Source organism: Achromobacter mucicolens, assembly GCF_902859725.1.
Lineage (GTDB): Bacteria > Pseudomonadota > Gammaproteobacteria > Burkholderiales > Burkholderiaceae_B > Achromobacter > Achromobacter mucicolens.
This window is the reverse complement of the sequence record NZ_CADIJP010000004.1, coordinates 308,765-333,552: the sequence shown is the minus strand read 5'-3', so window position 1 is coordinate 333,552 and position 24,788 is coordinate 308,765. Positions and strand designations below refer to the sequence as shown.

Annotated in this window: 23 protein-coding genes and 1 pseudogene; 14 read left to right on the top strand and 10 right to left on the bottom strand. The window is 67.2% G+C overall.

Features of this window, described 5'->3' with window-relative positions; all coding sequences use genetic code 11:
* Positions 1-26: 26 nt before the first annotated feature.
* On the bottom strand, positions 27-929 hold the full coding sequence (locus tag HV786_RS06850) for a LysR family transcriptional regulator (RefSeq protein ID WP_128827655.1): 903 nt from the start codon (positions 927-929) through the stop codon (positions 27-29).
* 85 nt (positions 930-1,014) lie between these two features.
* Between HV786_RS06850 and HV786_RS06845 the strand changes: the two genes are divergently transcribed.
* From HV786_RS06845 to HV786_RS06825, 5 genes are all read left to right on the top strand, one after another.
* Entirely contained in the window at positions 1,015-1,860 is an 846-nt protein-coding gene (locus HV786_RS06845) for an HpcH/HpaI aldolase/citrate lyase family protein (protein WP_175210381.1), read from the top strand.
* Between the two features lie 49 nt (positions 1,861-1,909).
* On the top strand, positions 1,910-3,139 hold the full coding sequence (locus HV786_RS06840; RefSeq protein ID WP_128827565.1) for a CaiB/BaiF CoA transferase family protein: 1,230 nt from the start codon (positions 1,910-1,912) through the stop codon (positions 3,137-3,139).
* Positions 3,140-3,194: 55 nt separating this feature from the next.
* The gene (locus tag HV786_RS06835) at positions 3,195-4,199 is read left to right on the top strand and encodes a cyclase family protein (protein WP_128827559.1); all 1,005 of its coding nucleotides are present in this window, start codon (positions 3,195-3,197) and stop codon (positions 4,197-4,199) included.
* Between the two features lie 65 nt (positions 4,200-4,264).
* Entirely contained in the window at positions 4,265-5,251 is a 987-nt protein-coding gene (locus HV786_RS06830) for a Bug family tripartite tricarboxylate transporter substrate binding protein (RefSeq protein WP_128827560.1), read from the top strand.
* A gap of 67 nt (positions 5,252-5,318) precedes the next feature.
* A complete protein-coding gene (locus HV786_RS06825; protein ID WP_128827561.1) occupies positions 5,319-5,777 on the top strand; it encodes a carboxymuconolactone decarboxylase family protein in 459 nt (152 codons plus the stop codon).
* 45 nt (positions 5,778-5,822) lie between these two features.
* Here the strand turns inward: HV786_RS06825 and hpnE are convergent, their stop codons facing one another.
* Genes hpnE through hpnC form a run of 3 tightly spaced genes read right to left on the bottom strand, consistent with a single transcriptional unit; the run spans position 5,823 to position 8,849 of the window.
* Positions 5,823-7,145: a hydroxysqualene dehydroxylase HpnE gene (hpnE, locus tag HV786_RS06820; RefSeq protein WP_175210379.1), complete on the bottom strand. Its 1,323-nt coding sequence runs from the start codon at positions 7,143-7,145 to the stop codon at positions 5,823-5,825.
* Positions 7,142-8,005 carry a presqualene diphosphate synthase HpnD gene (hpnD, locus tag HV786_RS06815; protein WP_056324191.1) on the bottom strand — a complete coding sequence of 288 codons (864 nt, stop codon included), beginning with the start codon at positions 8,003-8,005 and terminating at the stop codon, positions 7,142-7,144. The genes hpnE and hpnD overlap by 4 nt, the downstream gene beginning before the upstream one ends.
* 13 nt (positions 8,006-8,018) lie before the next feature.
* Complete coding sequence (gene hpnC, locus HV786_RS06810) at positions 8,019-8,849, bottom strand: squalene synthase HpnC (RefSeq protein WP_128828556.1); 831 nt, start codon at positions 8,847-8,849, stop codon at positions 8,019-8,021.
* Positions 8,850-8,998: 149 nt separating this feature from the next.
* On the opposite strand from hpnC, the gene alr reads away from it, so the two are divergent.
* The 6 genes and pseudogenes from alr to HV786_RS27275 all read left to right on the top strand — a co-directional run.
* Positions 8,999-10,126, top strand: coding sequence for an alanine racemase (gene alr / locus HV786_RS06805; RefSeq protein WP_128828555.1), 1,128 nt, complete (start codon positions 8,999-9,001; stop codon positions 10,124-10,126).
* A 127-nt stretch (positions 10,127-10,253) separates the two neighbouring features.
* Positions 10,254-10,973, top strand: coding sequence for an SDR family oxidoreductase (locus tag HV786_RS06800; RefSeq protein ID WP_056324199.1), 720 nt, complete (start codon positions 10,254-10,256; stop codon positions 10,971-10,973).
* Positions 10,974-11,107: 134 nt separating this feature from the next.
* Positions 11,108-11,659, top strand: coding sequence for a sigma-70 family RNA polymerase sigma factor (locus HV786_RS06795; RefSeq protein ID WP_252870179.1), 552 nt, complete (start codon positions 11,108-11,110; stop codon positions 11,657-11,659).
* A complete protein-coding gene (locus HV786_RS06790) occupies positions 11,656-12,639 on the top strand; it encodes a FecR domain-containing protein (protein WP_175210377.1) in 984 nt (327 codons plus the stop codon). The genes HV786_RS06795 and HV786_RS06790 overlap by 4 nt, the downstream gene beginning before the upstream one ends.
* Positions 12,640-12,726: 87 nt before the next feature.
* Entirely contained in the window at positions 12,727-15,153 is a 2,427-nt protein-coding gene (locus HV786_RS06785) for a TonB-dependent siderophore receptor (protein WP_128828553.1), read from the top strand.
* Positions 15,099-16,307, top strand: a pseudogene (locus HV786_RS27275) (PepSY-associated TM helix domain-containing protein); the annotation flags it as partial. The gene HV786_RS06785 and the pseudogene HV786_RS27275, both read left to right, overlap by 55 nt.
* Positions 16,308-16,330: 23 nt before the next feature.
* Here the strand turns inward: HV786_RS27275 and hpaI are convergent.
* The 3 genes from hpaI to HV786_RS06770 form a co-directional block, all read right to left on the bottom strand.
* Positions 16,331-17,131: a 4-hydroxy-2-oxoheptanedioate aldolase gene (gene hpaI, locus HV786_RS06780; protein ID WP_128828551.1), complete on the bottom strand. Its 801-nt coding sequence runs from the start codon at positions 17,129-17,131 to the stop codon at positions 16,331-16,333.
* A gap of 37 nt (positions 17,132-17,168) precedes the next feature.
* Positions 17,169-17,630 carry a homoprotocatechuate degradation operon regulator HpaR gene (hpaR, locus tag HV786_RS06775; protein ID WP_056324211.1) on the bottom strand — a complete coding sequence of 154 codons (462 nt, stop codon included), beginning with the start codon at positions 17,628-17,630 and terminating at the stop codon, positions 17,169-17,171.
* Positions 17,631-17,736: 106 nt separating this feature from the next.
* Positions 17,737-18,423 carry a hypothetical protein gene (locus tag HV786_RS06770; protein ID WP_175210374.1) on the bottom strand — a complete coding sequence of 229 codons (687 nt, stop codon included), beginning with the start codon at positions 18,421-18,423 and terminating at the stop codon, positions 17,737-17,739.
* Between the two features lie 418 nt (positions 18,424-18,841).
* On the opposite strand from HV786_RS06770, the gene radA reads away from it, so the two are divergent.
* From radA to HV786_RS06755, 3 genes are all read left to right on the top strand, one after another.
* A complete protein-coding gene (radA, locus tag HV786_RS06765) occupies positions 18,842-20,203 on the top strand; it encodes a DNA repair protein RadA (RefSeq protein ID WP_056324216.1) in 1,362 nt (453 codons plus the stop codon).
* Positions 20,204-20,231: 28 nt separating this feature from the next.
* Positions 20,232-21,011 (top strand): sulfite exporter TauE/SafE family protein, encoded by a 780-nt coding sequence (locus tag HV786_RS06760; protein ID WP_175210372.1) that lies wholly within the window; start codon positions 20,232-20,234, stop codon positions 21,009-21,011.
* Between the two features lie 146 nt (positions 21,012-21,157).
* On the top strand, positions 21,158-21,376 hold the full coding sequence (locus HV786_RS06755; protein ID WP_056324221.1) for a hypothetical protein: 219 nt from the start codon (positions 21,158-21,160) through the stop codon (positions 21,374-21,376).
* 161 nt (positions 21,377-21,537) lie between these two features.
* Here the strand turns inward: HV786_RS06755 and HV786_RS06750 are convergent, their stop codons facing one another.
* The 3 genes from HV786_RS06750 to HV786_RS06740 form a co-directional block, all read right to left on the bottom strand.
* Positions 21,538-22,494, bottom strand: coding sequence for a 2-hydroxyacid dehydrogenase (locus tag HV786_RS06750; protein ID WP_056324223.1), 957 nt, complete (start codon positions 22,492-22,494; stop codon positions 21,538-21,540).
* A 132-nt stretch (positions 22,495-22,626) separates the two neighbouring features.
* Positions 22,627-23,598, bottom strand: coding sequence for a Bug family tripartite tricarboxylate transporter substrate binding protein (locus tag HV786_RS06745; RefSeq protein ID WP_128828550.1), 972 nt, complete (start codon positions 23,596-23,598; stop codon positions 22,627-22,629).
* 75 nt (positions 23,599-23,673) lie between these two features.
* Positions 23,674-24,675, bottom strand: a complete 1,002-nt coding sequence (locus HV786_RS06740) for a Bug family tripartite tricarboxylate transporter substrate binding protein (RefSeq protein ID WP_128828549.1) — start codon at positions 24,673-24,675, stop codon at positions 23,674-23,676.
* Positions 24,676-24,788 lie beyond the last annotated feature (113 nt).

Sequence of the window (24,788 nt, the reverse complement as noted above, 5' to 3'; positions counted from 1 at the left end):
CGCCAGCGCGTTTGCCCTACCTGCGGTCATTGCACGGGCGCGTTGCCCGTTCCTGGCGCCTTGGCGTATTCCATGATGGCAATGTCCCGGAAAGCCTGGATCAGCGCCAGGCGCGGCGACACGCGCGACCAGATCAGGCCAAAGCGGCGCGGCTCGCAGTGCTCGGGCAGTGGCAAAGCCAAGAGGCCCAGCCGTTCGATCGTGCCGTTGGTGGACCGGGGCAGGATCGCCACGCCAAGGTCCCGGCTCACCATGACCGCGATCGATTCGATCGCGTTCAGCTCGAACCGGTCGCGCGGCGTGATGCCGACCCGGCGCAGGTAGTCGTCGACATGGCGTCCGCTCCAGTCGCTGCGCTGGTAGCGGATGAACGGCTCCGCGGTCAGCAGGCTGTGCGGGTGCCGGCCCGCATGGCGCGGGGCGGCCGCCAGGACATAGGGTTCTTCGCGCAGCAACTGCCAGCCCAGGCTCTTGGACAGGGGGTAGGGCGCCTCCAGCGCGATGGCGGCGTCCAGCTCGCCGCTTTCGATGGCCGGATAGAAGCGGGCGGAATGCCCGGGCTGGATCTCCACGCTGATGAGCGGATGGCGTCCGACCAGGTGTTCCAGAATGGCCGGCACCATCGAGTTCAACGCCGTGTTGCCGGCGCCCAGCCGAAGCTCGCCCATCATCTCGCCGGACCGCGCCAGGTACCGGATCTTTTCGATGCGTTCCAGGACCTCGCGTATCGGTCCGATCAGCTCGATCGCCTTGGCTGTCAGGTGCACGGTGCGCCCGGCGCGGGCGACCAGCGGCACCCCCAGTTCCTGTTCCAGTTTGCGTACCTGTTGCGCCACGGCGCCGTGCGTCAAGCCAAGGCGGCGCGCGGCCTCGGCCATGGAGCCGTGCTGGGCGACGGCGGATAGCGTGTGCAAGAAGTCGGTATTCATGATGATAGGAATTCTATCTTTTTATCGTATGCCCGCTTTCCCCTGGCAAGCGCCTGCGCGATCACAATGCGGCCAGGAGACCACAATGAGAAGCAAGCTTTTTGTGCCGGCGTCGCGCCCGGAACTATTCGACAAAGCCCTGGCCAGCGAAGCAGATGCGCTGTCTTTCGATCTGGAAGACGCCGTCGCGCCCTCGCGCAAGCCGGCGGCGCGCCAAGCGCTGGCCGACTGGCTGGCCTCGCCCGCATTCCTTGCGGCGCAGTCGGAACATCCCAAGAAAATTATCGTCCGCGTCAATGCGGCGGACACGTCGTATTTCCCCGAAGACGTGGATGCACTGGGCGGCTTGCCGATCGACATGGTGAATCTGCCCAAGGTCGAGTCCGCCGATGCGCTTCGCGAGGCCGCTGCGCGCGCCGCGCAGGCCGGCTTCGAGGGCGAATTGCTGGTCACCGTGGAAACGCCGCAGGCGCTGGCCCGCGCGGCGGAGCTGGCAGCGGCGCATCCGCGCGTTGCCGGCCTGCAACTGGGGCTGGCCGACCTGTTCGAACCGCTGGGCATCGACCGCTACCAGCCCGAAACCCTGCGCGCGGTGATGCTGGCGTTGCGCCTTGGCGCCGGCTGCGCGGGCAAGTACGCCATGGACGCCGCCTACGCCCGGGTGCGCGATGGCGAGGGCTTTCGCGCCGAGGCGCAACTGGCGCGATCCCTTGGTTTTCTGGGCAAATCCTGCGTGCATCCCAGCCAGGTCGCCATCGCCAACGAGGTATTCGGGTTCAGCGCCGAAGAGATTGGTGCGGCCGAACGGATCGTCGCCGCGAGCGAGGCCCAGGCGGGCGTGGGCGCTTTTCTGCTGGACGGCAAGATGATCGACGCGCCTTTCGTGCGCCGCGCCCGCGACGTGTTGCTGGCGGCCGGGCGGGCCGCCTGAAGCGGTCTGCGCAACGCGCGGCCGAGCCATTTATCGGATGAATTGCATGATGGAATTTGAAACCCCGGGTCAACTGCCGCTCGCCGGCGTCAAGGTCCTGGATCTGAGCGCCTACATCGCGGGCCCCTACGGTTGCGCGCTGCTGGGCGACATGGGCGCGGACGTCATCAAGGTCGAGCCGCCCGAAGGCGACAACCTGCGCAAGTACCCGTCGACGCTGCCGGCCGAGAGCCGGGCGTTTTTGGGGATCAACCGCAACAAGCGTGGCCTGTGCCTGAACCTGAAGGACCCGGCGGGCTACGAGGTGCTGGTCCGGCTGGTGCGCGAGGCCGATGTGCTGGTCCACAACTTCCGGCCAGGCGTTCCCGAACGCCTGCGCATCGACTTCGCGACGCTGGCCGCCATCAACCCGCGCCTGATCTACTGCGCGATGACGGGCTACGGCGCGGCCGGTCCGATGGCGCGCCACGCCGGCTACGACCAGGTGCTGCAGTCCATGACTGGGATGTGCGCGGCGCAAGCCAAGCCCGACGGCCCGCCCGAAGTGCTGTACGGATCGGTGGTCGACTACTACGGCGCCGCGCTGATCTCCAACAGTGTGTCCGCCGCGCTCTATCAGCGCGAGAAAACCGGGCGGGGGCAGGCCATCGAAGTGTCGCTGCTGGGCAGCGCGCTGGCGATGCAATCGGCCCGTCTGGTGTGGGCCGAGGGCGAACCGCGCCGCATCGAACGCGACATGCGCTCGGGCGGGATCACGGGCATCCATCCCACGCGCGAAGGCCATCTCTACATCTCGGCCAATACGCCGCACTTCTGGCGCGCGCTGTGCGGCCATCTGGACCTGCCCGATCTGGCCGAGCATCCCGATTACGACACGGTGAAAAAGCGCGCCGCGCAGGCGGCGGTGCTGGTGCCGCTGGTGCGCCAGGCCTTGGCGCGGGCCTCGGCCCGCGAATGGGCCGAGCGCTTTGGCCAGAGCGTGCCGTGCGCGGAGGTCCGGCCCGTTGAAGACATGTTCGACCACCCGCAGGTGCAGGCGATGGGATTCATGCGCCCCTATCGCAGCGAGCAGGCGGGCAACTATCTCGGGCTGGCGCAATGGGCGCACTTCGGCGGAGCCGTGCAGGATGGCGCGCAAGTGGGCGCCCATGAGGCCGAACAAGACGCCGCCGGACGCGCCGCGCCGGCGTTGGGCGAGCACAGCCGCACAATTCTGTCCGCCCTGGGATACACAGCGGACGAAATCGACCACTTGCTGCACGCCTCCGTGGTGCAATAAGCCGTAACAAACAAGACAGGCATCGTCCGGGGAAAAGGGCGAGGAGACACAAATCATGAATGCAGCGCAACGGTATCTGCGCCGTCCGGATGGATCGAACTGGGGCGATTTTGGCAGCGAAGACCAGCTGGGAACGCTGAACCATCTGGACAGCCAGGCGCGCCTGGCCGCCGTCGCCGAGATCCGCACGGGCATGTCGTTCTCGCTGAGCCTGCCGCTGACCGTGCCGCGCGCGCCGGTGCTCAATCCGCGCCGCAAGGGGCCGGTGATCCAGCCGGCCGAGAAGAACGGCGTGCCGGTCTATCGCTATCCGCTGGACCGCGACGTGCCGGGCGCCACGGACGTCATCAGCGACGACCGCGTCACGCTGTCGCCGCAATATTCCACGCAATGGGACGCGCTGGGCCACGTGGGTTCCATGTACGACGCCCACGGCACGGGCCAGCCGCAGCCCACCGGCTACAACGGCTTCACGGTCAGCGAGCCCGCCGCCGAAGGCTTTACCGGCACGCGCGACCTGTCGATTGCGCCGATGGCGCGCCACGGTATCCAGGGGCGCGGCGTCATGGTGGACCTGCGCGCGCATTTTGGCGATGCGCAGCGCAAGGTATCCCACCGCGAACTGATGGACGTGATGCGCGCCGATGGCGTCGAGGTCCGGCCCGGCGATGTGCTGTGCCTGCATACCGGTCTGGCCGACCTGGCATTGACGCTGGGCGATGACGAGCAGGAGCGGCTGAAGACGAGCTGCTGCGTGCTGGACGGCGCCGATGCGGACCTGCTGGCGTGGATCAAGGACAGCCGCATCGCGGCCATCGCCGCCGACAACCACGCGGTCGAACTGCGCAACCATCACCTGGACGCTGGCAAGGGCGCGCTGCTGCCCCTGCACGAGCAATGTCTTTTCAAGCTGGGCCTGCCCTTGGGCGAGCTCTGGCACCTGACCCCGCTGGCGCAATGGTTGCGCCAGCACGGCCGGCATGCCTTTTTCCTGACCGCGGCGCCCATGTACGTGCCCGGTCTGGTAGGCGCGCCGGTCAATCCCATCGCGACCGTCTGACGACGGATCGCGCTACGACCCTTGAACGATTGAACATCCCCGCAGGGGAGACCCGAGGAGCACACATGAAGAAAACCCGTCGCACGGCCCTGGCCGCCATTCGCCCGCTGGCAGCCGCCATCGGCCTGGCCACTGCATTTGGCACCGCGAACGCCGCCGGTTATCCGGAGCAGCCCATCACCGTGGTGGTGCCGTATTCCGCCGGTGGCGGTGCGGACAACGCCGCGCGAATCATCGCGCAAGGCATGGGCGAGGTCGCCGGCCAGAGCGTGGTGATCGAGAACAAGGGCGGCGCCAGCGGCTCCATCGGCGCGGCGTTCGTGGCGCGGGCCAAACCGGACGGCTACACGGTGCTGTTCGACGCGTCGTCCTTCGCGATCAATCCGGTGCTGCGCAAGCTGCCCTACGACGCCAAGAAGGACTTCATTCCGGTTTCGCAGGCCATCAGCGTGCCCAACATCCTGGTGGCCGCGCCGGGTTCCAGCTTCAACAACCTGCAGGACTTCATTGATGCCGCGCGCGCCAAGCCCGGCCGTCTGACGTTTGCGTCCTATGGACCGGGCAGCCTTGCGCAGATGGCCGCCGAGCTGCTTAAGAAGGATGCGGGCCTGGATATGGTGCACGTGCCCTACAAGGGCGGCGCACCGGCCATCGTGGACGTCATGGGCGGTCAGGTCGACGTCTACTTCGCCAACGCCGCCTCCAGCCTGAACTACGTCAGCGGCGGCAAGTTGAAGGCGCTTGCGGTCTCGTCGGACAAGCGCATGCCCGAACTGCCCAATGTGGCAACGGTGGGCGAAGCCGGCATCAAGAACTTCAACGTGGTCGAGTGGAATGGCTTCTTCCTGCCGGCCGGCACCAGCCCGGAAGTGGTGGCCAAGCTGCAGGAACTCGTGCAAAAGGCGCTGACGCGTCCCGATACCCGCGAGAAGCTCGCCAAGCTGGGCCTGACGCCGGTCGGCAGCAGCGCCGCCGACTTCGCCAAGTTTGTCGACGCGGAACAGACGCGCTGGGCCGAGGTCGTGAAAACCAATAACATCCAGGTGAATTGATCCTCCGGGGGCGGGCGCGGCATCGTTTGCACGCGCCAGCCCCCCGATCCGAATGGAGATTGACCCGATGAGCCGGCAAGACGATTTCGAACGCGGCCTGGCGAACCGCCGCGCCGTGCTGGGCGATGCATGGGTGCAGCGATCGCTGGATCGCGCCACCACGTTCACCGCCGACTACCAGAACATGATCACGCGCTACGCCTGGCACGACATCTGGAGCCGCCCCGGCCTGCCGCACAAGGCGCGGCGCATGATGGTGCTGGCGGTGACGTTGTCGCTGGGCCGATGGGAAGAATTCGAGCTGCACGTGCGCGCCGCGCTGACGGCGCAGGATGCCTCGCGCCTGACGCCCGACGAGCTCAAGGAAGTGCTGCTGCAGAACGCCATCTATGCCGGCGTGCCGGCGGCCAATACCGCCTTCAATCTTGCGCAGAACATCCTGCGCGAGGTCGCCGAGCAGATCGGCTATGAGCTGGCCCCGGCGGACCCGCGCCAAGCCGATCTGTTCGACCAGCAGGCCGGCTGACCGGCCCTTTCAAGACAAGGGCGATGCGCGATTCGCCCGGTCTTTTCAGTCCGCGCGGGGGTTGAGCACGCGAGCGGCCTGCAAGCCGCTGCGCACGGCGCCTTCCAGCACCCCGGGGTAGCCCGTGTCGGTCCAGTCGCCGGCCAGCGCCAGCGTGGGCCACGGCGTGGAGTTCAGCGGGCGGATAAGTCCTGGCACCGCCGCGAACGTCGCGCGCTTTTCAATGAAGAGTTCGGCGGCCGACACGTCCGGCATCGGCTGCAGCCTGAGCGGATGCGCGGCGGCCTGTTCGGCCACCTGGTCGATCAGGGCTTCAATCACTTGCCGCCGGTTGCGTTCGCCCATGCCGACCGCGGCGCTGGCCACCAGCGCCAGTTCGCCGGCCTTGGTGTCGCCGGCAAGCTGGGCGCGGTCGAACACCCACTGGCCGGCATGACCGCGGGCCGCGTCCTCACGCAGCATCATCATCGGCTCGGGCAAGCGCCACGGGCTAGCCAGGCGGATGTTCAGCGTCGCGATGGGCAGGTAGTCGAAGGCCTTGAGCGCATCGAGCAGCCCGGTGGCGCCGGCCTTGCGCAGCGGGCCGTCCAGCAGCCGCGCGGCGTAGGTGGGCGGCACGGCCAGCACGGCGGCGTCAAAGCGCTCCTGGTTGATGTCGATGCCATCGGCTGACGGATGCAGCTGGCGCACCGTGCTGCCATACCGCATGGTGACCTGGCGGGCGGCGGCGTCCGGCCACAGCGCCGACAGGTCGGTGCAGGGCAAAAGCAGATCGCTGTCTTCGCGCGCGCCAGCAAGACTGTCGCGCAGCACCCGGGCGAACAGCACGGCGCTGGCCGTGGCGATCGGCGTGTTCAGCGCGGCCAGGCATAGCGGTTCCCATACCTGCCGGATCAGCACGTCGGACTGCGCGTGATAGTGCAAGAGATGCAGCACCGTCCAGTCGCGCGGCGGCGTCCAGGACATGGTCTTCAAGCCGCGCATCAGGCGCAGCATCGCAAACCGGTCGCCCCACGAAAGGCCGCGCGCACGCAGCACGGCCAGGGCCATGTTCAGCGGCGCCGGAATGCGAGGTGCGGACAGGTGAAAGCGCCCGTCCAGGCTGGCAAGCCGCAAGGGGCGCCGCATCAGCAGGGCGTCCGGGTTGCGGCCCACGCGGCGCATCAGCGCCAGCGTTTCCTTGTAGGCGCCGCACAAGAGGTGCTGGCCGTTGTCCAGCGGCGCTTCGAATTCGTCGTGAAAGACGCGCCGCGCGCGTCCGCCCGGGGTGTGCCCGGCCTCGAACACCGTGACTTTCGCGCCGGCTTCACGCAGGGCGACGCTGGCCGCCAGCCCGGCCCAGCCTGCGCCAATGACTGCCGCCTTCACCGCGCCAACCGGCGGACCAGGCCGCGTCCGCCGCCCACCCAGGTTTTCCAGGCAAGCCAGAGTTTGCGCAGGGGCGTGAGCGAAATGCGCTGGTGCAGCACCTGCCAGTTGTCGCGCTCGATCTCGTCGAGCAGCGCGTGGTAGATGGCGGCCATCATGAGTCCGGGCCGCTGCGCGCGGCGGTCCGCCTCGGGCAGGTTGCTCATCGCCTCGCGGTACAGCTCGCGGGCGCGGTCGGCCTGGAACTTCATCAGCGCGCTGAAGCGGTCGGAATACTCGCCATTCAGGATGTCCGAGGCCTTGACCTCGAACTGCTGCATGTCGTTGACCGGGATATAGATGCGGCCGCGGCGCGCGTCGTCGCCCACGTCGCGGATGATGTTGGTCATCTGGAACGCCAGGCCCAGTTTTTCGGCGTACACCAGCGTCTTGGGGTCGGAATAGCCGAACACGCCGGCGGACAGCTCACCCACCACGCCGGCGGCATGCCAGCAATACTTGCGCAGGCCGGGCCAGTCCAGGTAGCGGGTCTGGTCCAGGTCCATTTCCATGCCGTCGATCACGGCCAGCAGGCGGGCGCGGGTGATCGAACAGGTCTCCAGATGCGGCTGCAGCGCGCGCGTCACGGGGTGATCGGGCTTGCCGTCGAACATCTGGTCGACCTGCGTGCGCCACCACGCGAGCTTAATGCGCGCCAGCGACGGATCGGTGCATTCGTCGACCACGTCGTCCACTTCGCGGCAGTACGCGTACAGGGCCGTGATGGCGCGCCGGCGCTCGGGAGGCAGGAACAGGAAGGAATAGTAGAAGCTGGAACCGCTTTTGGCGGCTTTTTCCTGGCAATACTCGTCAGGGGTCATTAGGCACGGCCTGTTACTTGATGGAGCGCCACAACATGATGGCCCAGTCTTTGGCGCCCAATTCGGGGCGATTCATGAAAACATCGTAGCCGCTCGCCTCGATCCGCTCCAGGACGCGCAGCCCGCCTTGCACCACCAGGCGCAGCTCCAGACCGATGCGGCCGGGCAGGCGGCGCGCCAGCGGAGCGCCGAAGTGTAGCAGCGCCCGCGTGCGTTCGACCTGGAAGGCCATCAGCTCGCGCCAGGCGGGCGTAAGGCGGCAGGCGGCCAGGTCTTCGTCCGAGACGCCGTGGCGGCGCAGGTCTTCCTGTGGCAGATAGACGCGGTGCTTGTGCCAGTCCACCCGCACGTCCTGCCAGAAGTTCACCTGCTGCAGGCCCGTGCAGATGGCGTCGGACTCGGTGATGTTCTGTGGCGTGCTGGCCTGGAAAAGGTGCAGCATCAGGCGCCCGACCGGATTGGCCGAGCGACTGCAGTAGTCCATGAGGGCAGGGTAGTCGTCGTAGCGCTTGACGGTCAGGTCCTGCTCGAAGGCGGACAGCAGGTCGTAGAAGGGCGTGATCGGCAATTGGTGCCGGGCGATCGTCTGCGCCAGCGGCGCGAAGATGTCGGACAGGGGCGGCAAGCCGGGCGCCGGGGGCGTGCCGGGTTCGGCGCCGATGCGGTGCAACTCGGTGCGGAACGCGGCCAGTTGGGCCAGGCGCTCCTCGTCGGTCGCGCTGCCTTCGTCGGCAATGTCGTCCGCGGCGCGGGCGAACCGGTAGATATCGGTCACGGCGCCGCGAAGCCTGCGCGGCAGCAGCAGCGAGGCAACGGGAAAATTCTCGTAGTGATCGATGGACATGGAAAGTAGCCTGTGAACAGACCAGGTCTGCAAAGACGGCGCAAAGCGGAAAACGGTCTCATTTTAGAGTAGTCGCCCGCGCTTGATCTGACCGCCTGCCGTCCGAGGCGCCGGATCAGTTAGACTTGGACGCCACAGGATCTCACACCATGCCGCGCCCAATCTCCGCTACCGTTTCCGTTTCTGCCCTTGCGCACAACCTTGACGCCGTGCGCCGCCACCTGGACCAGACCGCCGCCGCTGCCGGCGGGGTGCCGCCATCGATCTGGGCCGTCATCAAGGCCAACGCCTACGGACACGGCATCGAACAGGCAGTGGCCGGCTTTTCCAAGGCGCAGGGCCTGGCCATGCTCGACCTCGAAGAGGCCGTGCGCTGCCGCGAGGCCGGCTGGGGCGGGCCGATCCTGCTGCTCGAAGGGTTCTTCAACCCATCCGACCTGGACATCGTCGACCGCTACCACCTCAGCACCACCGTCCATCAACGCGATCAGCTCGACATGCTGGCCCGCGCCCGCCTGTCGCGCCGCGTGGACATCATGGTCAAGCTCAACAGCGGCATGAATCGGCTCGGTTTCAGCCCGGCGGCCTTTCCCGCCGCCTTCGAGCGCGCCATGCTGCTTCAACAGCAGGGCACGCTGGGCTCGGTCGGCAAAATGACCCATTTCGCCTGCGCGGACGGTCCGCAGGGCGTGAACGAACAACTCAGCGTCTTCAATTCGGTGACACATAAGCTGCCGGGCGCGATCAGCGTGTGCAATTCGGCCGCCGCCTTGCGCTTTGCCGACATCGCCGTCGGCTCCGAGAGCCAGTCGCACTGGGTGCGCCCGGGCATCTGCCTCTACGGCGCGTCGCCCTTTGCGGACGCCGAAGCCGCGTCGTTCGGGCTCAAGCCCGCCATGTCGCTCAATTCGGAAATCATCGCCGTCCAGGAAATCAAGGCCGGAGACTCGGTGGGCTATGGCGCCTTGTTCCGCGCGGAACGCGCCATGCGCATCGGCATCGTGGCCTGCGGATACGCTGACGGCTACCCCCGCCACGCCTCCACCGGCACGCCGGTCGTGGTCGCCGGCATCCGCACCCAATTGCTGGGCCGGGTGTCGATGGACATGCTGGTCGTGGATCTGGGGCCCGTGCCGTCCGCAGGCGTGGGCTCGCCGGTTTCCCTATGGGGGGAAGACGGCCCCTCGGTGGATGAGGTCGCCAGCGCGGCCGGCACCATCGGCTACGAATTGCTCTGCGCTCTGGCCCCGCGGGTGCCGGTCACCCGGGATGCCTGACGCGTCCGGTGGGCAAGAATTGCTACGCAAATTACAAGACACACGACGCCGGATAGTGTCTACTTCGAAAACCGGGCGCTCAGGCGCCCGTTTTTGACCAAGAAAACAGACTGCGAGGTTTCATCCCATGAAGGACAAATGTGTGCTCATCACGGGCGCCACCAAAGGCATAGGCTGGGCGCTTACTCAGCGGTTGTCCGACATGGGCTGTCATGTGGTGGGCATCGCGCGCAACACGGCCGACGTCGATTTCCCGGGGTACCTGTACGCCTGTGATCTGGCCGACGCCGGCCGTACCGAAGAAGTCCTGCGCGAAATCCGCGAAAAATTCCCGGTGGACGCCGTCGTCAACAATGTGGGCATTGTGTCGCCACAGCCCCTGGGCGAAATCGACCTGGCCACGCTGTACAACGTGCTGGACTTGAACGTGCGCGTGGCGGTGCAGGTGACGCAGGCGTTCATCGAATCCATGAAGGCCCGCCGCGCCGGGCGCATCGTCAACGTGGTCAGCCGTTCCATCCACGGCGCACTGGACCGCACCGCCTATTCGGCCGCCAAGAGCGCGCTGGTGGGCTGCACGCGCACCTGGGCGCTGGAACTGGCCGAATACGGCATCACCGCCAATGCCGTTGCGCCGGGCCCCATCGAAACCGAAATGTTCCGCGCCACCCGGCCCGCCGGCAGCGACAACGAAAAGCGGGCGCTGGCATCGGTGCCCATGAAGCGGCTGGGCACACCGGCCGAAGTGGCGGCTGCCATTGCCTTCCTGCTGTCGGACGACGCCGGCTTCATTACCGGCCAGGTGCTGGGCGTGGACGGTGGCGGCAGCCTGGCCGGCCGTTCATGATTCCCGGCACTACCCGCATGAACCACGCACCTTCGGGTGCGTTTTTTTTGCCTGGCGCAGAAGGAGAACCTGGCCAACCTGCCCAGCCATTGTTTGTATAATAATAACTATCATTTCCATTTTGGATGCTCGCCGTGTCGGACCGAGAGCACGCAGTTGCCGCATCGCTTTCTGCCCTGTACACCGCGCATTGCGGCTGGTTGCAGAAATGGCTGAATCGCCGTCTTCAGGACAATCATCAGGCCGCCGACCTGACGCAAGACACCTTTGTGACCTTGCTGGTGCGACGCCATGCGCTGGCCGACGTGCGCGAACCGCGCGCATTCCTGACCACCATCGCGCGCGGCCTGCTGGTCGATTTTTGGCGCCGCCGCGACATCGAACACGCATGGGCCGAAACCCTGGCGGCGCGTCCTGAAGTCACCCACCCATCCCCCGAAGTGCAGGTCCAGGCGCTGCAGGCGCTGGTCGAGATCGATCGCAAGCTTCATCGCCTGGGCGTGCGCGCGCGCGCAGCCTTCCTGATGCATCGCATCCACGGCATGACGCACGAGGCGATCGCGGCGCAATTGCGTGTGTCTGAACGGACCGTCCGCAACGACATCGCACAGGCCATGCTGTGCTTTCTGCTCGACACCGACCTGGAGCCGGACGGCTTGTGCCGCGGCACGGCGAGTAGCCGATGAGTGCCGCCGCCGTCGACTCACGCATCCTGGAAGCGGCCGCGCATTGGTATGCGCTGCTCACCTCGGGCGCGGCCAGCGCAGAAGAACGCGAGCGCTGGCAGGCTTGGCTGGACGCCGATACGGCGCATCGCCGGGCTTGGCAGCGCGTCGAGGACGTTGGCGCGCACTTCGATGCGTTGATCGCGCAGCCGATGGGGCGGGAAGCCAGCGTGGCAAGCCTGAACGCCGCGGCGCAGGGCCGGCGTGAGCGCCGCAGGTTGTTGACGGTTGCGCTGATCGGGGGCGCGGCAGGATTGTTGGGACTGGGCGCCGCGCAGTCGCCAGTGGGACGCCGCACGTGGGCGGCCCGGCAGGCAGACCTGGTCACGCCGGTGGGCGGCGCGCACGAGGCCCAGCTTGCCGACGGCACCCGGATCCGGCTCAATACCGATACCGCCTTGAAGGTGGACTACACCCGCGACCAGCGCCGCCTGGTGCTGCTGCGCGGCGAGATCATGATCTCCACCGCGGCCGACCCCGGGCGCACCTTCGTGGTGGACACGCCCGAAGGCCGGATGCAGGCGCTGGGCACGCGGTTCAACGTGCGCAGTATTGATGGAGAAACCACGCTTGCGGTGCTGGAGGGCGCGGTGCAGGCGCATTTCACGGGCGCGCCGCCGGCGGGCTATCGGGTCGGCGCGGGCATGCGAATGCGTGGCGGCGCGCAAGGCATCGAGGCGCCCGCGGCGCTGCGAGCCGCCGACCACAACTGGACGCGCGGCATCGTGCAATTCGAGGAGACGCCGCTGGCGCAGGTCGTGGCGGAACTGGCGCGATACCGCCGCGGGCATCTGGGCTGCGCCGACGACGTGGCCGCGCTGCGCGTGACGGGCACGTTCCCTCTGCAGGACAGCGATCGCGCGCTGCGCCTGCTGAGCGAGGCCTTGCCGCTGCGGATCAGTCAGCCGATGCCGTGGTGGACGACCCTGCAGCCACGCTGAGACCCCGCCGTTACAAATTAGTTTGCCGCTTTTGCCGCGCTCATCCGGCCTATGGGCAGTTCAACACCCATATCGCGGATTCGTGGCATGACCAACCCCCTGATTGTTTTTCCCCTCCGTCCGATCCGCCGTGCGCGCATCCTTCCGCTGGCGCTGGCGATCGGCGTGGCGCTGGGCGGCGCGGCGCCCGTCAGTGCCGTCCACGCGCAGGCGGCCGAAACCCAGGTCCGCCATTTCGACATTCCGCCCGGCCCATTGAGCCAGGTGCTCAATCTGTACTCCGCCGAAGCCGGTTTGTTCGTCAGCGGCCACGGCGATCTGAGCGCCGGCCGCCATAGCCCCGGCCTGCGCGGCCGCTATTCGCCCGAAGCCGGCATGGCGGCGCTGCTGAGCGGCACGGGTCTCGTGGCCGAACGCCTGCCGGATGGCGGTTTCGTGTTGCGTCAGGGGCGCCAGGACGTGACCTTGCTGGAACCCATCGCGGTCACCGCCCAGATCGAACGCCCGGACGGCCCGGTGCTGGGCATCGCGGCCACGCGCAGCGCGACGGCCACCAAGACCGACACGCCGATCATCGAAACGCCGCAATCGATTTCCGTGGTGAGCGCGGCGCAGATCAGCGATCAGAAGGCGCAGAGCCTGCAAGAGGCGCTGAGCTACACCCCCGGCATCATGCCCGGCCTCGTCGCCAAGAGCTCGGTCTTCGAAGACACGATGTTCATCCGCGGCTTCGAGGCCAACCCGCAGACCGGCAGCTATTACCGCGACGGCATGCGATACATGATCAGTCAGTACAACGGCAAGCAGGAACCCTACGGCCTGGAACGCGTGGAGGTACTGCGGGGGCCGTCATCGGTGCTGTACGGCGCCGCGGCGCCGGGCGGCATCGTCAATACCGTGACCAAGCGCCCGCCCGGCGAATCGATGGGCGAAATCAATGTGGACGGCGGCAGTTTCGACCGCCGGCAGATTTCGGCGGACATCGGCGGCCCCATCGATGAGGCCGGCGTGTGGTCCTATCGTTTGACCGGCCTGTTCCGCGAAAGCAAGCAGTTCGTCGATTACGGCTCCGACGATCGCACCTACTTCGCGCCCGCCCTGACGTGGCGTCCGACGACGGCCACCTCGGTCACGCTGCTGGCCAACTATCAGCGCAGCAAGACGTTCAATCCGCCGGAAGTGCCGGTCACCGGCTCGCTCTGGACCAACCCGAACGGCCAGATCCCGCGGTCGCGCTTTCTGGGCGAGCCCAACCACAATCGCTTCGATATCGAATCGACCTCGCTGGCCGTGCTGATCGAGCACGCGTTCGACGACACGCTGAAGTTCCGCCAGTCGATGCGCTATTACGACGCGGACCTGAACATGCGCTATGTACTGTTGCAGGGCGACGTGGACGCGGCGACGCAGCGCCGGGTGTCCCGCTCCGCACGCGGCTTTAACGACCGCACCACGGTGCAGACGATCGACACCAACATCGAGAAGCGGTTCGAGACCGGCCCAGTCACGCAGACGTTTCTTGCGGGCTTCGACTACACGCGTTCGACCTATAACAGCGACCGCCTGCGCGGCAATCTGCCGCCCATCGATGTCTTCGATCCGGTGTACCTGCCCGGCGACGTCGTGGCCTTGCCTTGGCAGCAGCGCCGCAACACCGAGCATCGCCTTGGCATCTACCTGCAAGACCAGATCAAGCTAGCGGACAAGGTAGTGGTGCTGCTGGGCGGGCGGCATGACAACGTGCGCGCGGAGAATCGCGCCTTGCATGCGCCGTCCACCAATTCGAACGACAAGGACTCGGCCTTCACGGGCCGCGCGGGCGTCGTGTACCTGGCCGACAACGGCCTGGCGCCCTATGCCAGTTTCAGCCAATCGTTCGAACCCACCAGCGGCCGCGATCGCAACGACGGCAGCTTCGAGCCCAGCCGCGGGACGCAGTACGAAGTCGGCATCCGATACCAGCCCGCGGGCGAAGACGTGATGCTGAGCGCCGCGCTTTTCAACCTGGAGCGCAAGAACGTGCTCACGCCGGATCCGGTCGATCCGACCTTTCTGGTGCAGACCGGCAAGGTGCGCTCGCGCGGCCTGGAACTCGAGGCGCGTGCGCGCGTCACGCCGCAGGTCGACGTGATCGCCGCCTACACCTACACCGACGCCCGCGTGGTCCAGAGCAATCTGCCGGGCGAGGAGGGCGAGCGCTTCAACACGCCGTTGCATGCCGCGTCCATATGGACCGACGTGAACCTGTCGGATTGGGTGTTGATGGGCCTGAAGGCGGGCGCCGGCCTGCGCTACGTGTCGGCGCGTCCCGACCGGCCGTCCAGCGGTTCGCTGGGGGGCGCGGGCTACACCTTGATCGATGCGCGGGTCAGTTATGAAAGCGGCCCGTGGCTGTATGCGCTCAACGTCACCAACCTGACGGACAAGACCTACATCCCGTCCATTTGCTACAACGGCGCGTGCAACTACGGCGAGCCGCGCCGCATCATCGGCACGGTGAGCTACCGCTGGTGAACGTGCGCGCGGCGCTGCTAAGCCTGCATCGCTGGACCGGCCTGGTGCTGGCCGGCTTTCTCTGCCTGGTCGCGCTGACTGGCATTCCGCTTGCGTGGTATGACGCGCTGGACGCCGCGGCAGCTCCCGCGTTGCACCGCGTGCCGCCGCCATCGGACGGCGCCGCGCGGCTTGACGCCTTGGCGCTGCGCGAGCGCGTGGCCCGCTTTGTGCCGGCGGCAGTAATGCCTGCCACGCCGCTTGGCGGGCAGGCCGGACGCAGCGTGGCGTTTCCGGTGTGGCTGCATGAGGACGGCGCCGCAGGACCCGTGCTGCACGAGATATTTGTCGACCCGTACGATGGCGCCATTCTGGGCCAGCGCCGCTGGGGCGATCTGCGCGAAGGGCTGCGCAACCTGATGCCGTTTCTGCATCGCATCCACACGGCGCTGCTGTTCGAGGGCATCGGCGAACTGTTGCTCGGCATCGTCGCATTGGCCTGGACGCTCGATGGCTTTGTCGGCGCCTGGCTCACGCTGCCGCCGCGAAACCGCTCGCGCAGGCTGGCCCGGTCCTCATCCGTGTGGCAGCGCTGGGCGCCCGCCTGGCGCATCCGTTGGCAGGGCGGTCCCCACAAACGCAATTTCGATCTGCACCGCGCGGGTGGGCTGTGGCTGTGGGCGGCCTTGACGCTGATGGCATGGAGCAGCGTCGCGCTCAATCTGCCGGCGGTCTACGACCCGGTGATGCGCGCTGGCTTGAGTTATCAACCCGATCCCCGGCGCGGCGCACCCGCCACGGCCGGCGACCCGATGCCCCCCGAGCGGGCGCGCGACGCGGGCCGGCAACTGATGGCGCAGCTGGCCGCCCGCGAGGGGTTTGCGGTGCTGGGCGAACACTGGTTGGCGCTGGATACGCGCCGCAACCTGTACCGCTACAGTGTGCGCAGCAGCCGCGATCTGCGCACGCGAAGCGGCGCCACGTCGGTGGTGTTCGATGCCGTGAATGGACAACGGGTGGGCAGCCATCTGCCGACGGGCCGGGCGGCGGGCGACACGGTCAAGCATTGGCTGACCAGCCTGCACATGGCGGCGCTATGGGGCTGGCCCTTGCAGGTGGCGGTGGCGCTCGTCGGCGTCGTGACGCTGGTGCTGAGTCTGACCGGCGTCTGGTTGTGGTGGACGCGCCGCCGCGCCCGTCAGTACGGACCCTTGCCCGCAGCCACTGCCGCCACTTCCTTGAACTCGCCCGCCAGCGCTTCGGCCGCGCGTGCCAGCAGCACCGCGTCCACGCCTACCGCCACGAAGGTGGCGCCCAAGGACAGATAATGCTTGGCCTGCGCCACGCCGCTGTGCAGGATGCCCGCGGCCTTGCCGGAACGCACGATGCGCGCGATCGCGTCATCGATGGTCCTCTCGACTTCCGGATGCTCGGGCTGGCCCAGATATCCCATGCCGGCCGACAGATCGGCTGGTCCGATGAAGACGCCATCCACACCGTCCACGGCAAGGATGGCGTCCAGCGCCTCGATGCCGGCGGGCGTCTCGATCTGCACCAGCACGCACATTTCGTCGTTGGCGCGTTCAAGGTAGTTCGGGATGCGGTTCCAGCGCGACGCGCGCGCCAGCGCGCTGCCCACGCCGCGGATGCCTTGCGGCGGATAGCGCACGGCGGCCACCGCGCCGGCGGCTTCCTCGGCGGACTGGATCATGGGCACCAGCACCGTCTGCGCGCCAGTGTCAAGGATTTGCTTGATCTGGACCGGGTCGTTCCAGGCCGGGCGCACCACGGGCGCCACCGGGTAGGCCGCCACGGATTGCAGTTGGGCCAAGGTGGAGTCCAGCGTGTTGGGCGCGTGTTCGCCGTCGATCAGCAGCCAGTCGAAGCCGGCGCCCGCAAGAATTTCCGAGGTGTACGCGCTGGCCAGGCCGGCCCACAGGCCGATCTGAGGTTTGCGGTCGCGCAGGGCTTGCTTGAACGAATTCGTCAGGAGGTCCATGGACGTTGGATTGCCTAAGAGGGAAGGGGGAACGGCGTCAGGGCGTGCCGGCATCGCGCGTGGGGCCGTCGCGCTTGATGAGATCGACCATCGCGTCCACGTCGCGGTACAGGCGATCGAGCAATTCCTTGCCGATCCTTTCTTCGATTTCCTGGTACTTGGCGTCAACCATCGGACGCATGCGGTCGATGAGCTTGTTGCTTTTGACGGTCAGGGAGATTTCCTGACGGCGCTGGTCGGCGCTGGAGCGCGTGCGCTTGATGAGTCCTTGCTCTTCCATGCCGGCCAGCATGCGCGTCAGGCTGGGGCTCAGGATCTGACAGGCGCGGGCGATCTGGTTGGGTTCCAGCGAGCCCACCTCGCTCAGCGTGCGCAACACCCGCCATTGCTGTTCGGTGACGCCCGCCGCGTGCAGCACGGGACGGAAATGCGCCATCAGCGTTTCGCGCGCATAGAGCAGCAAATGGGGAAGATTGCGGTGGTGGAAGCTCGGACTCATGGCGGCTATGTTAGCAAGAAGCCGCCCAAAAATTGCTCAATTCTTCGGGCCTGGGTGCGGCCCGCGCCGGCGCGGGGCGGGCCGGCGCAGGGGCCGGCCCGGTGGGTCACGCCGGGTTCTGGCGGGACAGCTCCTGCAGGTCGTCCGGCAGCGCGAAATCCGGCGCGCCGCGTTGCAACTCGCGCAATGCGTGAACGGCGTCTTCTTCGCGGTCGTCCACGATCAGGCCCCGAATCTGGGCCACCCGGGTTTCGATGTCCTGCTCGGTGAAGGCGGCGACCTGTTGCGATTCCGCGGGGGCTTCCTGGGCAGCGGCCGGCGCCGCTTCCTGGGCCGCAGTCTCGGCAGCGGCCGTTTCAGCCGCTGCCGGGGCGGGCGCGGCGGGAACCGCAGCAGTCACGGCCACGGCGGGCTGCGCCGCGGCAGGTTGGGCGGGAACCGCCGGTTCCTGCTGCAAGGCGACGACGCGGCGCAGGGGTGGCGCATCGCTGGGCGGCGCGGCCGACGCCGAGGCGGCCTCTTGCGTTGCCTCGTTGGCCTGCACGGCGACCAGCTGCATCTGGGGTTCGGTGTCGTCGATGGCCTCGCGCATGTCGGTCCAGGCGAACAGGCCTGCCACCATCACGGCGCAAGCGGCTGCGCCCCAACCGGGGTGCCAGCTATGGCCAGGGTGCCATCTGCGTCGTACCGCCGCATCCAGTTCCGGATTGGCGCCGGGACCCGGCTTGCGGTACAGGGCGCGCAGATCCCGTTCATCGTCTTCGTCAAATGGGGGGCGATAGGTAATGCTCATGCGCGTACTCCTCGCATATACGCCGGGTGGCACGACGTATCCGCGTTTGACCTTTGCGTGCGCCGCGCCGGTGGTCCGGCGTCTAGTCGTGCTGGGGTCATGTTCCGGTTTGAGCGGCCTCTGGGGAGGCTGCGGGTGATTGCGCCGCGATTGGCCACGAAGTGCGTCCAGAGGACGTCCATCGTGCCGGGTGCCGTCCGGTCTGGACGGTTCGACAAGATGCGCTGCACTTGGCGATTATGCGCGATTTGAAACGGATCGGGCAGTAAATTTCTTGTGTTTGCATCATGTAACTGCTGTGCGTCCCTTTTTGTGAAAGCTGCCTGAAAGAAATGAGCTTCGCGCGACGTCTCGGCGCGTGATATTCCGGTCATTGTTCCCGCGCGGCGCGGGCATGTTGCCGGGTACACTTTCGCGCATGGCAAAAACCCGTACCGTCTATGTGTGCGCCGACTGTGGCGGCACCACCCCGAAGTGGCAGGGCAAATGCCCGCATTGCAACGCCTGGAACACGCTTGAAGAAACGGTGGAGTCGTCCGCGCCTGCGGCCGCCGCGCACCGCTATGCGCCGCTGGCCTCGTCCAGCCCGGTGCGCAGCCTGTCCGAAATCGAGGCCCGCGAAACGCCGCGCCAGCCCACCGGCCTGGACGAATTCGATCGCGTGCTCGGCGGCGGCCTGGTGGCCGGCGCCGTGGTGCTGATCGGTGGCGATCCCGGCATCGGCAAGTCGACGCTGCTCTTGCAGGCGCTGGCCTCGCTGTCCGAAACCACCAACGTGCTGTACGTGACGGGCGAAGAGTCCGCCGAACAGGTCGCGTTGCGCGCGCGCCGGCTGGGACTGCAAACCGGCAACGTCAACCTGCTGGCCGAAATCCGCCTCGAAGCCATCCAGGCCGCGGTGTCGGAACAAAAGCCCACCGTCGCCGTCATCGATTCCATCCAGACGCTCTACAGCGGCGAACTCACAGCGGCGCCGGGATCGGTGTCGCAGGTGCGCGAATGCGCGGCGCAGCTCACGCGGCTGGCCAAGCAGACGGGCATCGCCATCGTCATGATCGGCCACGTCACCAAGGACGGCGCGCTGGCCGGACCGCGCGTGCTCGAACACATCGTGGATACCGTGCTTTATTTCGAGGGCGACACGCATTCGTCGTTCCGCCTGGTGCGCGCATTCAAGAACCGCTTCGGCGCCGTCAACGAGCTTGGCGTGTTCGCCATGACCGACCGCGGCCTGCGCGGCGTGGCCAATCCTTCCGCACTGTTCCTGTCGCAGCACGAACAGCAGGTCGCCGGTTCGTGCGTCATGGCCACGCAGGAAGGCACGCGTCCGCTCCTCGTCGAGATCCAGGCGCTGGTCGACAGTTCCCACGCGCCCAATCCGCGCCGGCTGACGGTCGGCCTGGAAGGCAACCGTCTGGCCATGCTGCTTGCGGTGCTGCACCGGCACGCGGGCGTGTCGACCTTCGACCAGGACGTCTTCGTCAATGCGGTTGGCGGCGTGCGCATCACCGAACCCGCGGCCGACCTGCCGGTGCTGCTGGCCATCATGTCGTCGCTGCGCGATCGGCCGCTGCCGCGCGGGTTGATCGCCTTCGGCGAAGTGGGCCTGGCCGGCGAGATCCGGCCCGCCCCGCGCGGCCAGGAACGTCTGCGCGAAGCCGCCAAGCTGGGTTTCTCGGTGGCGCTCATCCCCAAGGCCAACGCGCCGCGTCAGCCCATCGAGGGCCTGGAGATCTGGGCGGTCGATCGCCTGGACGCGGCATTGGAAAAGCTGCGTTGATGCGTCGCGACGTCTGTTGGAGCAACAAGTGAGTCTGTTCGTCATCGCCGCCTGCCTGGCAGCCGGCGGCCTGATCGGTTTCATGGGCGGCGTGCTGGGCATCGGGGGCGGACTGATCGCCATTCCAGCCCTCGTCCTCCTGATGGGAATGTCGCAACAGCTTGCGCAGGGCACGGCGCTCATCATGGTGTTGCCGACCATCATGATGGCGGTGCGCAAGTACAACCAGCAGACCCGCATCGACAAGCGCGTCGCGCTGGCGGGCGCGGCGGGCGCCGTGGTGTTCACGTGGGTGGGCGCGCGGATGGCGCTGGGCATCGACTCGACCTTGCTGCGCCGGAGCTTCGCGGTGTTCCTGTTCTTCATCGCGCTGTTCTACGTCTGGCAGACCTGGCGCGCCTCGCGTCCGGCGGTGCGCCGCGCGCCACCGCCCAAGCGCGCCGCGCCGGTCTTCACGCCGCGCCGCGCAAGCGTCCTGGGCATCCTGTGCGGAACGCTGGGCGGATTCTTTGGCGTCGGCGGCGCGGTGCTGGCCGTGCCCATCATCACAACGGTCTTTCGCCTGCCGCAGACCACCGCGCAGGCGCTCGCGCTCAGCATGGTGATCCCCGGTTCCACCATCGCGCTCATCACCTATACGTGGGCGGGACAGGCGAACTGGATGGTCGGCGCGCCGCTAGCCATCGGCAGCCTGATCTTCGTGCCCATCGGCGTGCGGCTGGCCTACCGGCTTCCTGAACGCAAGCTGAGAGCATGCTTCGCACTGATGCTGTTCGCCACCGTGGGGTTGCTGGCGTTCGAGGGATAGCAACAATTCTTGAGTGACGGAAAAATTGTGGTTCGGAAGTGAACCTTCTGAAGGGGCGGGCTTCAAACCGCATACGGGACTTGCGGCATCGTGCCGCCCCCTAACGGCAAAAGGCCTCTGGCCTTCACCAACCAGGAGTACCACAAATGACGACTCACTCCCGCATTGCTGCGTTTCTTTCCACCTCGGCCCTGTGCCTGGGCCTCGCCGCCGCACCGTCGGCGTTTGCGGCCGGCGCCAGCAAGACCGGCGACACCAAGACCCAGGCGCATCACAAGCATCACAAGGCTGACAAGTCGTCCGCCAAGCATTCGGCAGGCGCAGCAAACACGCACAAGTCTGGCGCCACGACGCCGACGAAGTAACCGCGCCGGGCGGCAACGCCCACGTTCCTTTGCGCGACAAAGACTGACCGGACACGCGGGGGCCGGAAAGTCGAAAGCCTCTCGGTATGGGCGCCGAGAGGCTTTTTTGTGTCTGATGCCAGGCCGGGCGCCGCGCAGGCGCCCCGGGCGAACAAGGCCGGTTATTCCACCGGCGTGATCACGCGGCCGGTCTCAAAGAACGACTGCAGGTTCTCCAGCATCATGTTTTCCATGGCCAGGCGCGTTTCCTCGGTGGCGCTGCCGATGTGCGGCAGCAGCACGGCCTTGTCGCTCTTCATCAGCGCTTCGGGCACCTTGGGTTCGTGCTCGAAGACGTCCAGCGCCGCGCATCCGAGCTTGCCATCTTCCAGGGCCGCGACCAGCGCGGTTTCGTCGATGACCGGGCCGCGCGCGATGTTGACGATGATGCCCTTCGGGCCCAGGGCTTCCAGCACGTCGCGATTCACAAGGTGGCGCGTGCTGGGACCGCCCACGGTGGCCACGATCAGGAAATCGGCCCACTTGGCCAGGTCCGTCAGCGACGCTTCGTAGCCGTAGGCCACGTCGTCGCGCTTTCTGCGGTTGTGATACCGAACGTCCATGTCAAAGCCCGTGCCGCGCTTGGCGATCGCTTCGCCGATGCGGCCCAGCCCGACGATGCCCAGTTTTTTGCCGCTGACGCGCAGGCCCAGCGGGATGCTGCCATGCACCTGGCCCCATTGGCCGGCTCGCACGAAGCGTTCTCCCTGACCCATGCGACGCGCGCCAGCGATGAGCAGGCCCCAGGCCAGGTCCGCCACGCAATCGGTCAGAACGTCGGGCGTATTGCTGACCAGCACGCCACGCTTGCGCGCGGCCTCGACGTCGATCGTTTCGTAGCCCACGCCCCAGCTGCAGATGGCCTTCAGGTCCGGCAGCGCGTCGATGAGCTCGGCGTTGGCGCCGAAATTGGCGGACGTGACGACGGCGGTGACGCCCTTGCCGTGCTCGGCCAGCGCAGCCTTGCGGTCCGGGTACTTCCACAATTCGATGACGTCATAGCCATCGGCCAGGCGCTGGTTGGCGGAAGGGGAGCCGGCCAGCGAGCCGACCTGGATGATGCGTTGCTTGGTGGTCATGTTGTCGTACGGTTGGGTGGCGAAGGTTTCATGCTACTTGATTCAAGCGGGGACCTTGCGGGCCGGGTGCGCAGCCAAGGCGCGGCTGCGTACCCGCTGCGGGATGCCCGCATGCAGGCATCCCGCGAAGCGTTACTCCAGCTGGATGTTGGCCTTCTGGATCACGTCCTTCCAGCGCTTGACTTCAGCCTGCTGGAAATCGGCAAACTGCTGCGGCGTGTTGGCGACGACTTCGAAGCCCATGCCTTGCAGCGTTTTCTGGGTCTGGGGCTCGCGCAGCGCGGTGCGCAGCGCCTCGGCCAGCTTGTCGACGACGGGCTGCGGCGTGCCCTTGGGCACGGCAAAGCCCTGCCAGGAATACACCACCATGTCCTTGATGCCGGCCTCCGTCAGCGTCGGCACATCGGGCAGGTCCGGCGTGCGGGCGTCACCCGTGATGGCCAGCGCCTTGAGTTTGCCGGCCTTGATGTGGTTCTGCACCGCGCCCAGGTTCTGGAATGACACGTTGACCTGTCCGCCGATGAGGTCCGCGATGGCGGCGCCGCCGCCCTTGTAAGGCACGTCCACGCCGGTGCTTTGGGTGCGCTGGCGGAACAGCACGGCAGAAAGGTGATCCGACGAGCCCGTGCCCGACGAGGCGTACGACACGCGATTCGGATTCTTCTTCGCGTAGTCGACCAGCTCGGCGACCGTGCTGGCCGGGAACGAAGGCGCCGCGACCAGCACGTTGGGATTGCGCACTGCCTGCGTCAGGTAGGTGAAATCCTTGCTGGGGTTGTACGACAGGTTCTTGTACAGGGCTTCGTTGATGGCGAAGGTGCCGATGGAGCCGACCATCATGGTGTAGCCGTCCGGCGTGGAGCGGGCCAACGCCTGAGCGCCGATGGCGCTGTTCGCGCCGGGCTTGTTCTCGACGACGAAGGTCTGTCCCAGGGTCTTGGACAGCGCCGGCGTGACCGAACGCGCGGTAATGTCGGAGGACCCGCCTGGCACGAAGGGCACGATCATGGTGACGGGCTTTTCGGGGTAACCGGCGGCATGGGCCGCCGGCGCCCCAAGCACAACGGCGCCCGCCGCGAATACGGCGCTGATCAGTTTGTTCATGGTGTCTCCTGGTTCGCGTGATGATGAAGAGCCCGCCGCTCACGCGTTGCGGGCAGGCCCCGGATCGGTGCAGGGTCAGTCGACCTTGGCGCCGGATTTCTTCACAACGTCGGCCCACTTGACGGTTTCCTGGGCCATGAACTGCTTGAACTGGGCGGGCGTGTTGCCGGACGGCGTCGCGCCTTGCGCCTGAAGCTGCGCGCGCACGGGCTCCTGCTGCAAGGCAGCGGCCACGTCGCGCTGGACCTTTTCGACGATCTCGGGCGGTGTGCCGGCCGGCGCTAGCAGCCCGAACCAGCTCGATGCCTCGTACCCCTTCACGCCGGCTTCGGCCATCGTGGGCACGTCGGGCAGGGCAGGCGAGCGGTTGGCCGTCGTAACGGCCAGGGGGCGAAGCTTGCCGGCCTTCAGAAATCCCATGGACGAGGGCAGGTTGTCGAAGATCAGGTCCGCCGATCCGGCCATCACGTCCGTCAGCGCGGGGCTGCTGCCCTTGTAGGGCACGTGCGTCATGCGCGTGCCGGTCATGCTCTGGAAGAGTTCGCCTGACAGGTGCGTGGAGGTGCCGTTGCCCGTGGACGCCATGTTGACGCTGTCGGGATTGGCCTCCAGGTACTTGATCAGGTCGGCCACGGTACGGATGCCGTGCTTGTCGGCGAACTTGGGGTTGAGCTCTAGGATATTGGGCACCGGAATCACCAGCGTGACGGGCACGAAGTCCTTGACCGGGTCATACGGCAGCTTGGCGTACACGGACTGGTTGATGGCGTGCGTGCTGACGGTGCCCATCAAAAAGGTGTAGCCGTCGGGCGTGGCGCGCGCGGCTTCGGCCGAGCCGACGTTGCCGCCGGCGCCCGCCTTGTTGTCCACCACCACGGGCTTGTTCCAGCTTTTGCCCAACTCGGCCGCCACCACGCGCGCGGCGATGTCGGCGGTGCCGCCGGCGGGGAAGGGGACGATGATCTTGACTTCCCGCTCGGGGTAGTCGGCGAAGGCCGCCGAGGCCGGCAGGGCAAAGGCGGTGGCCGTCAGGAGGGCGGCGGCAAGAAGCCGGCCTCGCGCAGGGGCTGCATACATGGAATTCGTCTCCTCGGTGTGCGCGTGGCCGCGCATCGTTTGTGGGGGTATTCCGCTCCCGGCGAGCCGGGAACTCGAAGACGCATGCGGCCCGCGCCTCATGCGTCTTGCGT

Coding starts and splice junctions, on each gene's coding strand:
- HV786_RS06850 (WP_128827655.1), bottom strand. CDS start 929: ATGAATACCGACTTCTTGCACACGCTATCCGCCGTCGCCCAGCACGGC.
- HV786_RS06845 (WP_175210381.1), top strand. CDS start 1,015: ATGAGAAGCAAGCTTTTTGTGCCGGCGTCGCGCCCGGAACTATTCGAC.
- HV786_RS06840 (WP_128827565.1), top strand. CDS start 1,910: ATGGAATTTGAAACCCCGGGTCAACTGCCGCTCGCCGGCGTCAAGGTC.
- HV786_RS06835 (WP_128827559.1), top strand. CDS start 3,195: ATGAATGCAGCGCAACGGTATCTGCGCCGTCCGGATGGATCGAACTGG.
- HV786_RS06830 (WP_128827560.1), top strand. CDS start 4,265: ATGAAGAAAACCCGTCGCACGGCCCTGGCCGCCATTCGCCCGCTGGCA.
- HV786_RS06825 (WP_128827561.1), top strand. CDS start 5,319: ATGAGCCGGCAAGACGATTTCGAACGCGGCCTGGCGAACCGCCGCGCC.
- hpnD (WP_056324191.1), bottom strand. CDS start 8,005: ATGACCCCTGACGAGTATTGCCAGGAAAAAGCCGCCAAAAGCGGTTCC.
- hpnC (WP_128828556.1), bottom strand. CDS start 8,849: ATGTCCATCGATCACTACGAGAATTTTCCCGTTGCCTCGCTGCTGCTG.
- alr (WP_128828555.1), top strand. CDS start 8,999: ATGCCGCGCCCAATCTCCGCTACCGTTTCCGTTTCTGCCCTTGCGCAC.
- HV786_RS06800 (WP_056324199.1), top strand. CDS start 10,254: ATGAAGGACAAATGTGTGCTCATCACGGGCGCCACCAAAGGCATAGGC.
- HV786_RS06790 (WP_175210377.1), top strand. CDS start 11,656: ATGAGTGCCGCCGCCGTCGACTCACGCATCCTGGAAGCGGCCGCGCAT.
- HV786_RS06785 (WP_128828553.1), top strand. CDS start 12,727: ATGACCAACCCCCTGATTGTTTTTCCCCTCCGTCCGATCCGCCGTGCG.
- hpaI (WP_128828551.1), bottom strand. CDS start 17,131: ATGGACCTCCTGACGAATTCGTTCAAGCAAGCCCTGCGCGACCGCAAA.
- hpaR (WP_056324211.1), bottom strand. CDS start 17,630: ATGAGTCCGAGCTTCCACCACCGCAATCTTCCCCATTTGCTGCTCTAT.
- HV786_RS06770 (WP_175210374.1), bottom strand. CDS start 18,423: ATGAGCATTACCTATCGCCCCCCATTTGACGAAGACGATGAACGGGAT.
- radA (WP_056324216.1), top strand. CDS start 18,842: ATGGCAAAAACCCGTACCGTCTATGTGTGCGCCGACTGTGGCGGCACC.
- HV786_RS06755 (WP_056324221.1), top strand. CDS start 21,158: ATGACGACTCACTCCCGCATTGCTGCGTTTCTTTCCACCTCGGCCCTG.
- HV786_RS06750 (WP_056324223.1), bottom strand. CDS start 22,494: ATGACCACCAAGCAACGCATCATCCAGGTCGGCTCGCTGGCCGGCTCC.
- HV786_RS06745 (WP_128828550.1), bottom strand. CDS start 23,598: ATGAACAAACTGATCAGCGCCGTATTCGCGGCGGGCGCCGTTGTGCTT.
- HV786_RS06740 (WP_128828549.1), bottom strand. CDS start 24,675: ATGTATGCAGCCCCTGCGCGAGGCCGGCTTCTTGCCGCCGCCCTCCTG.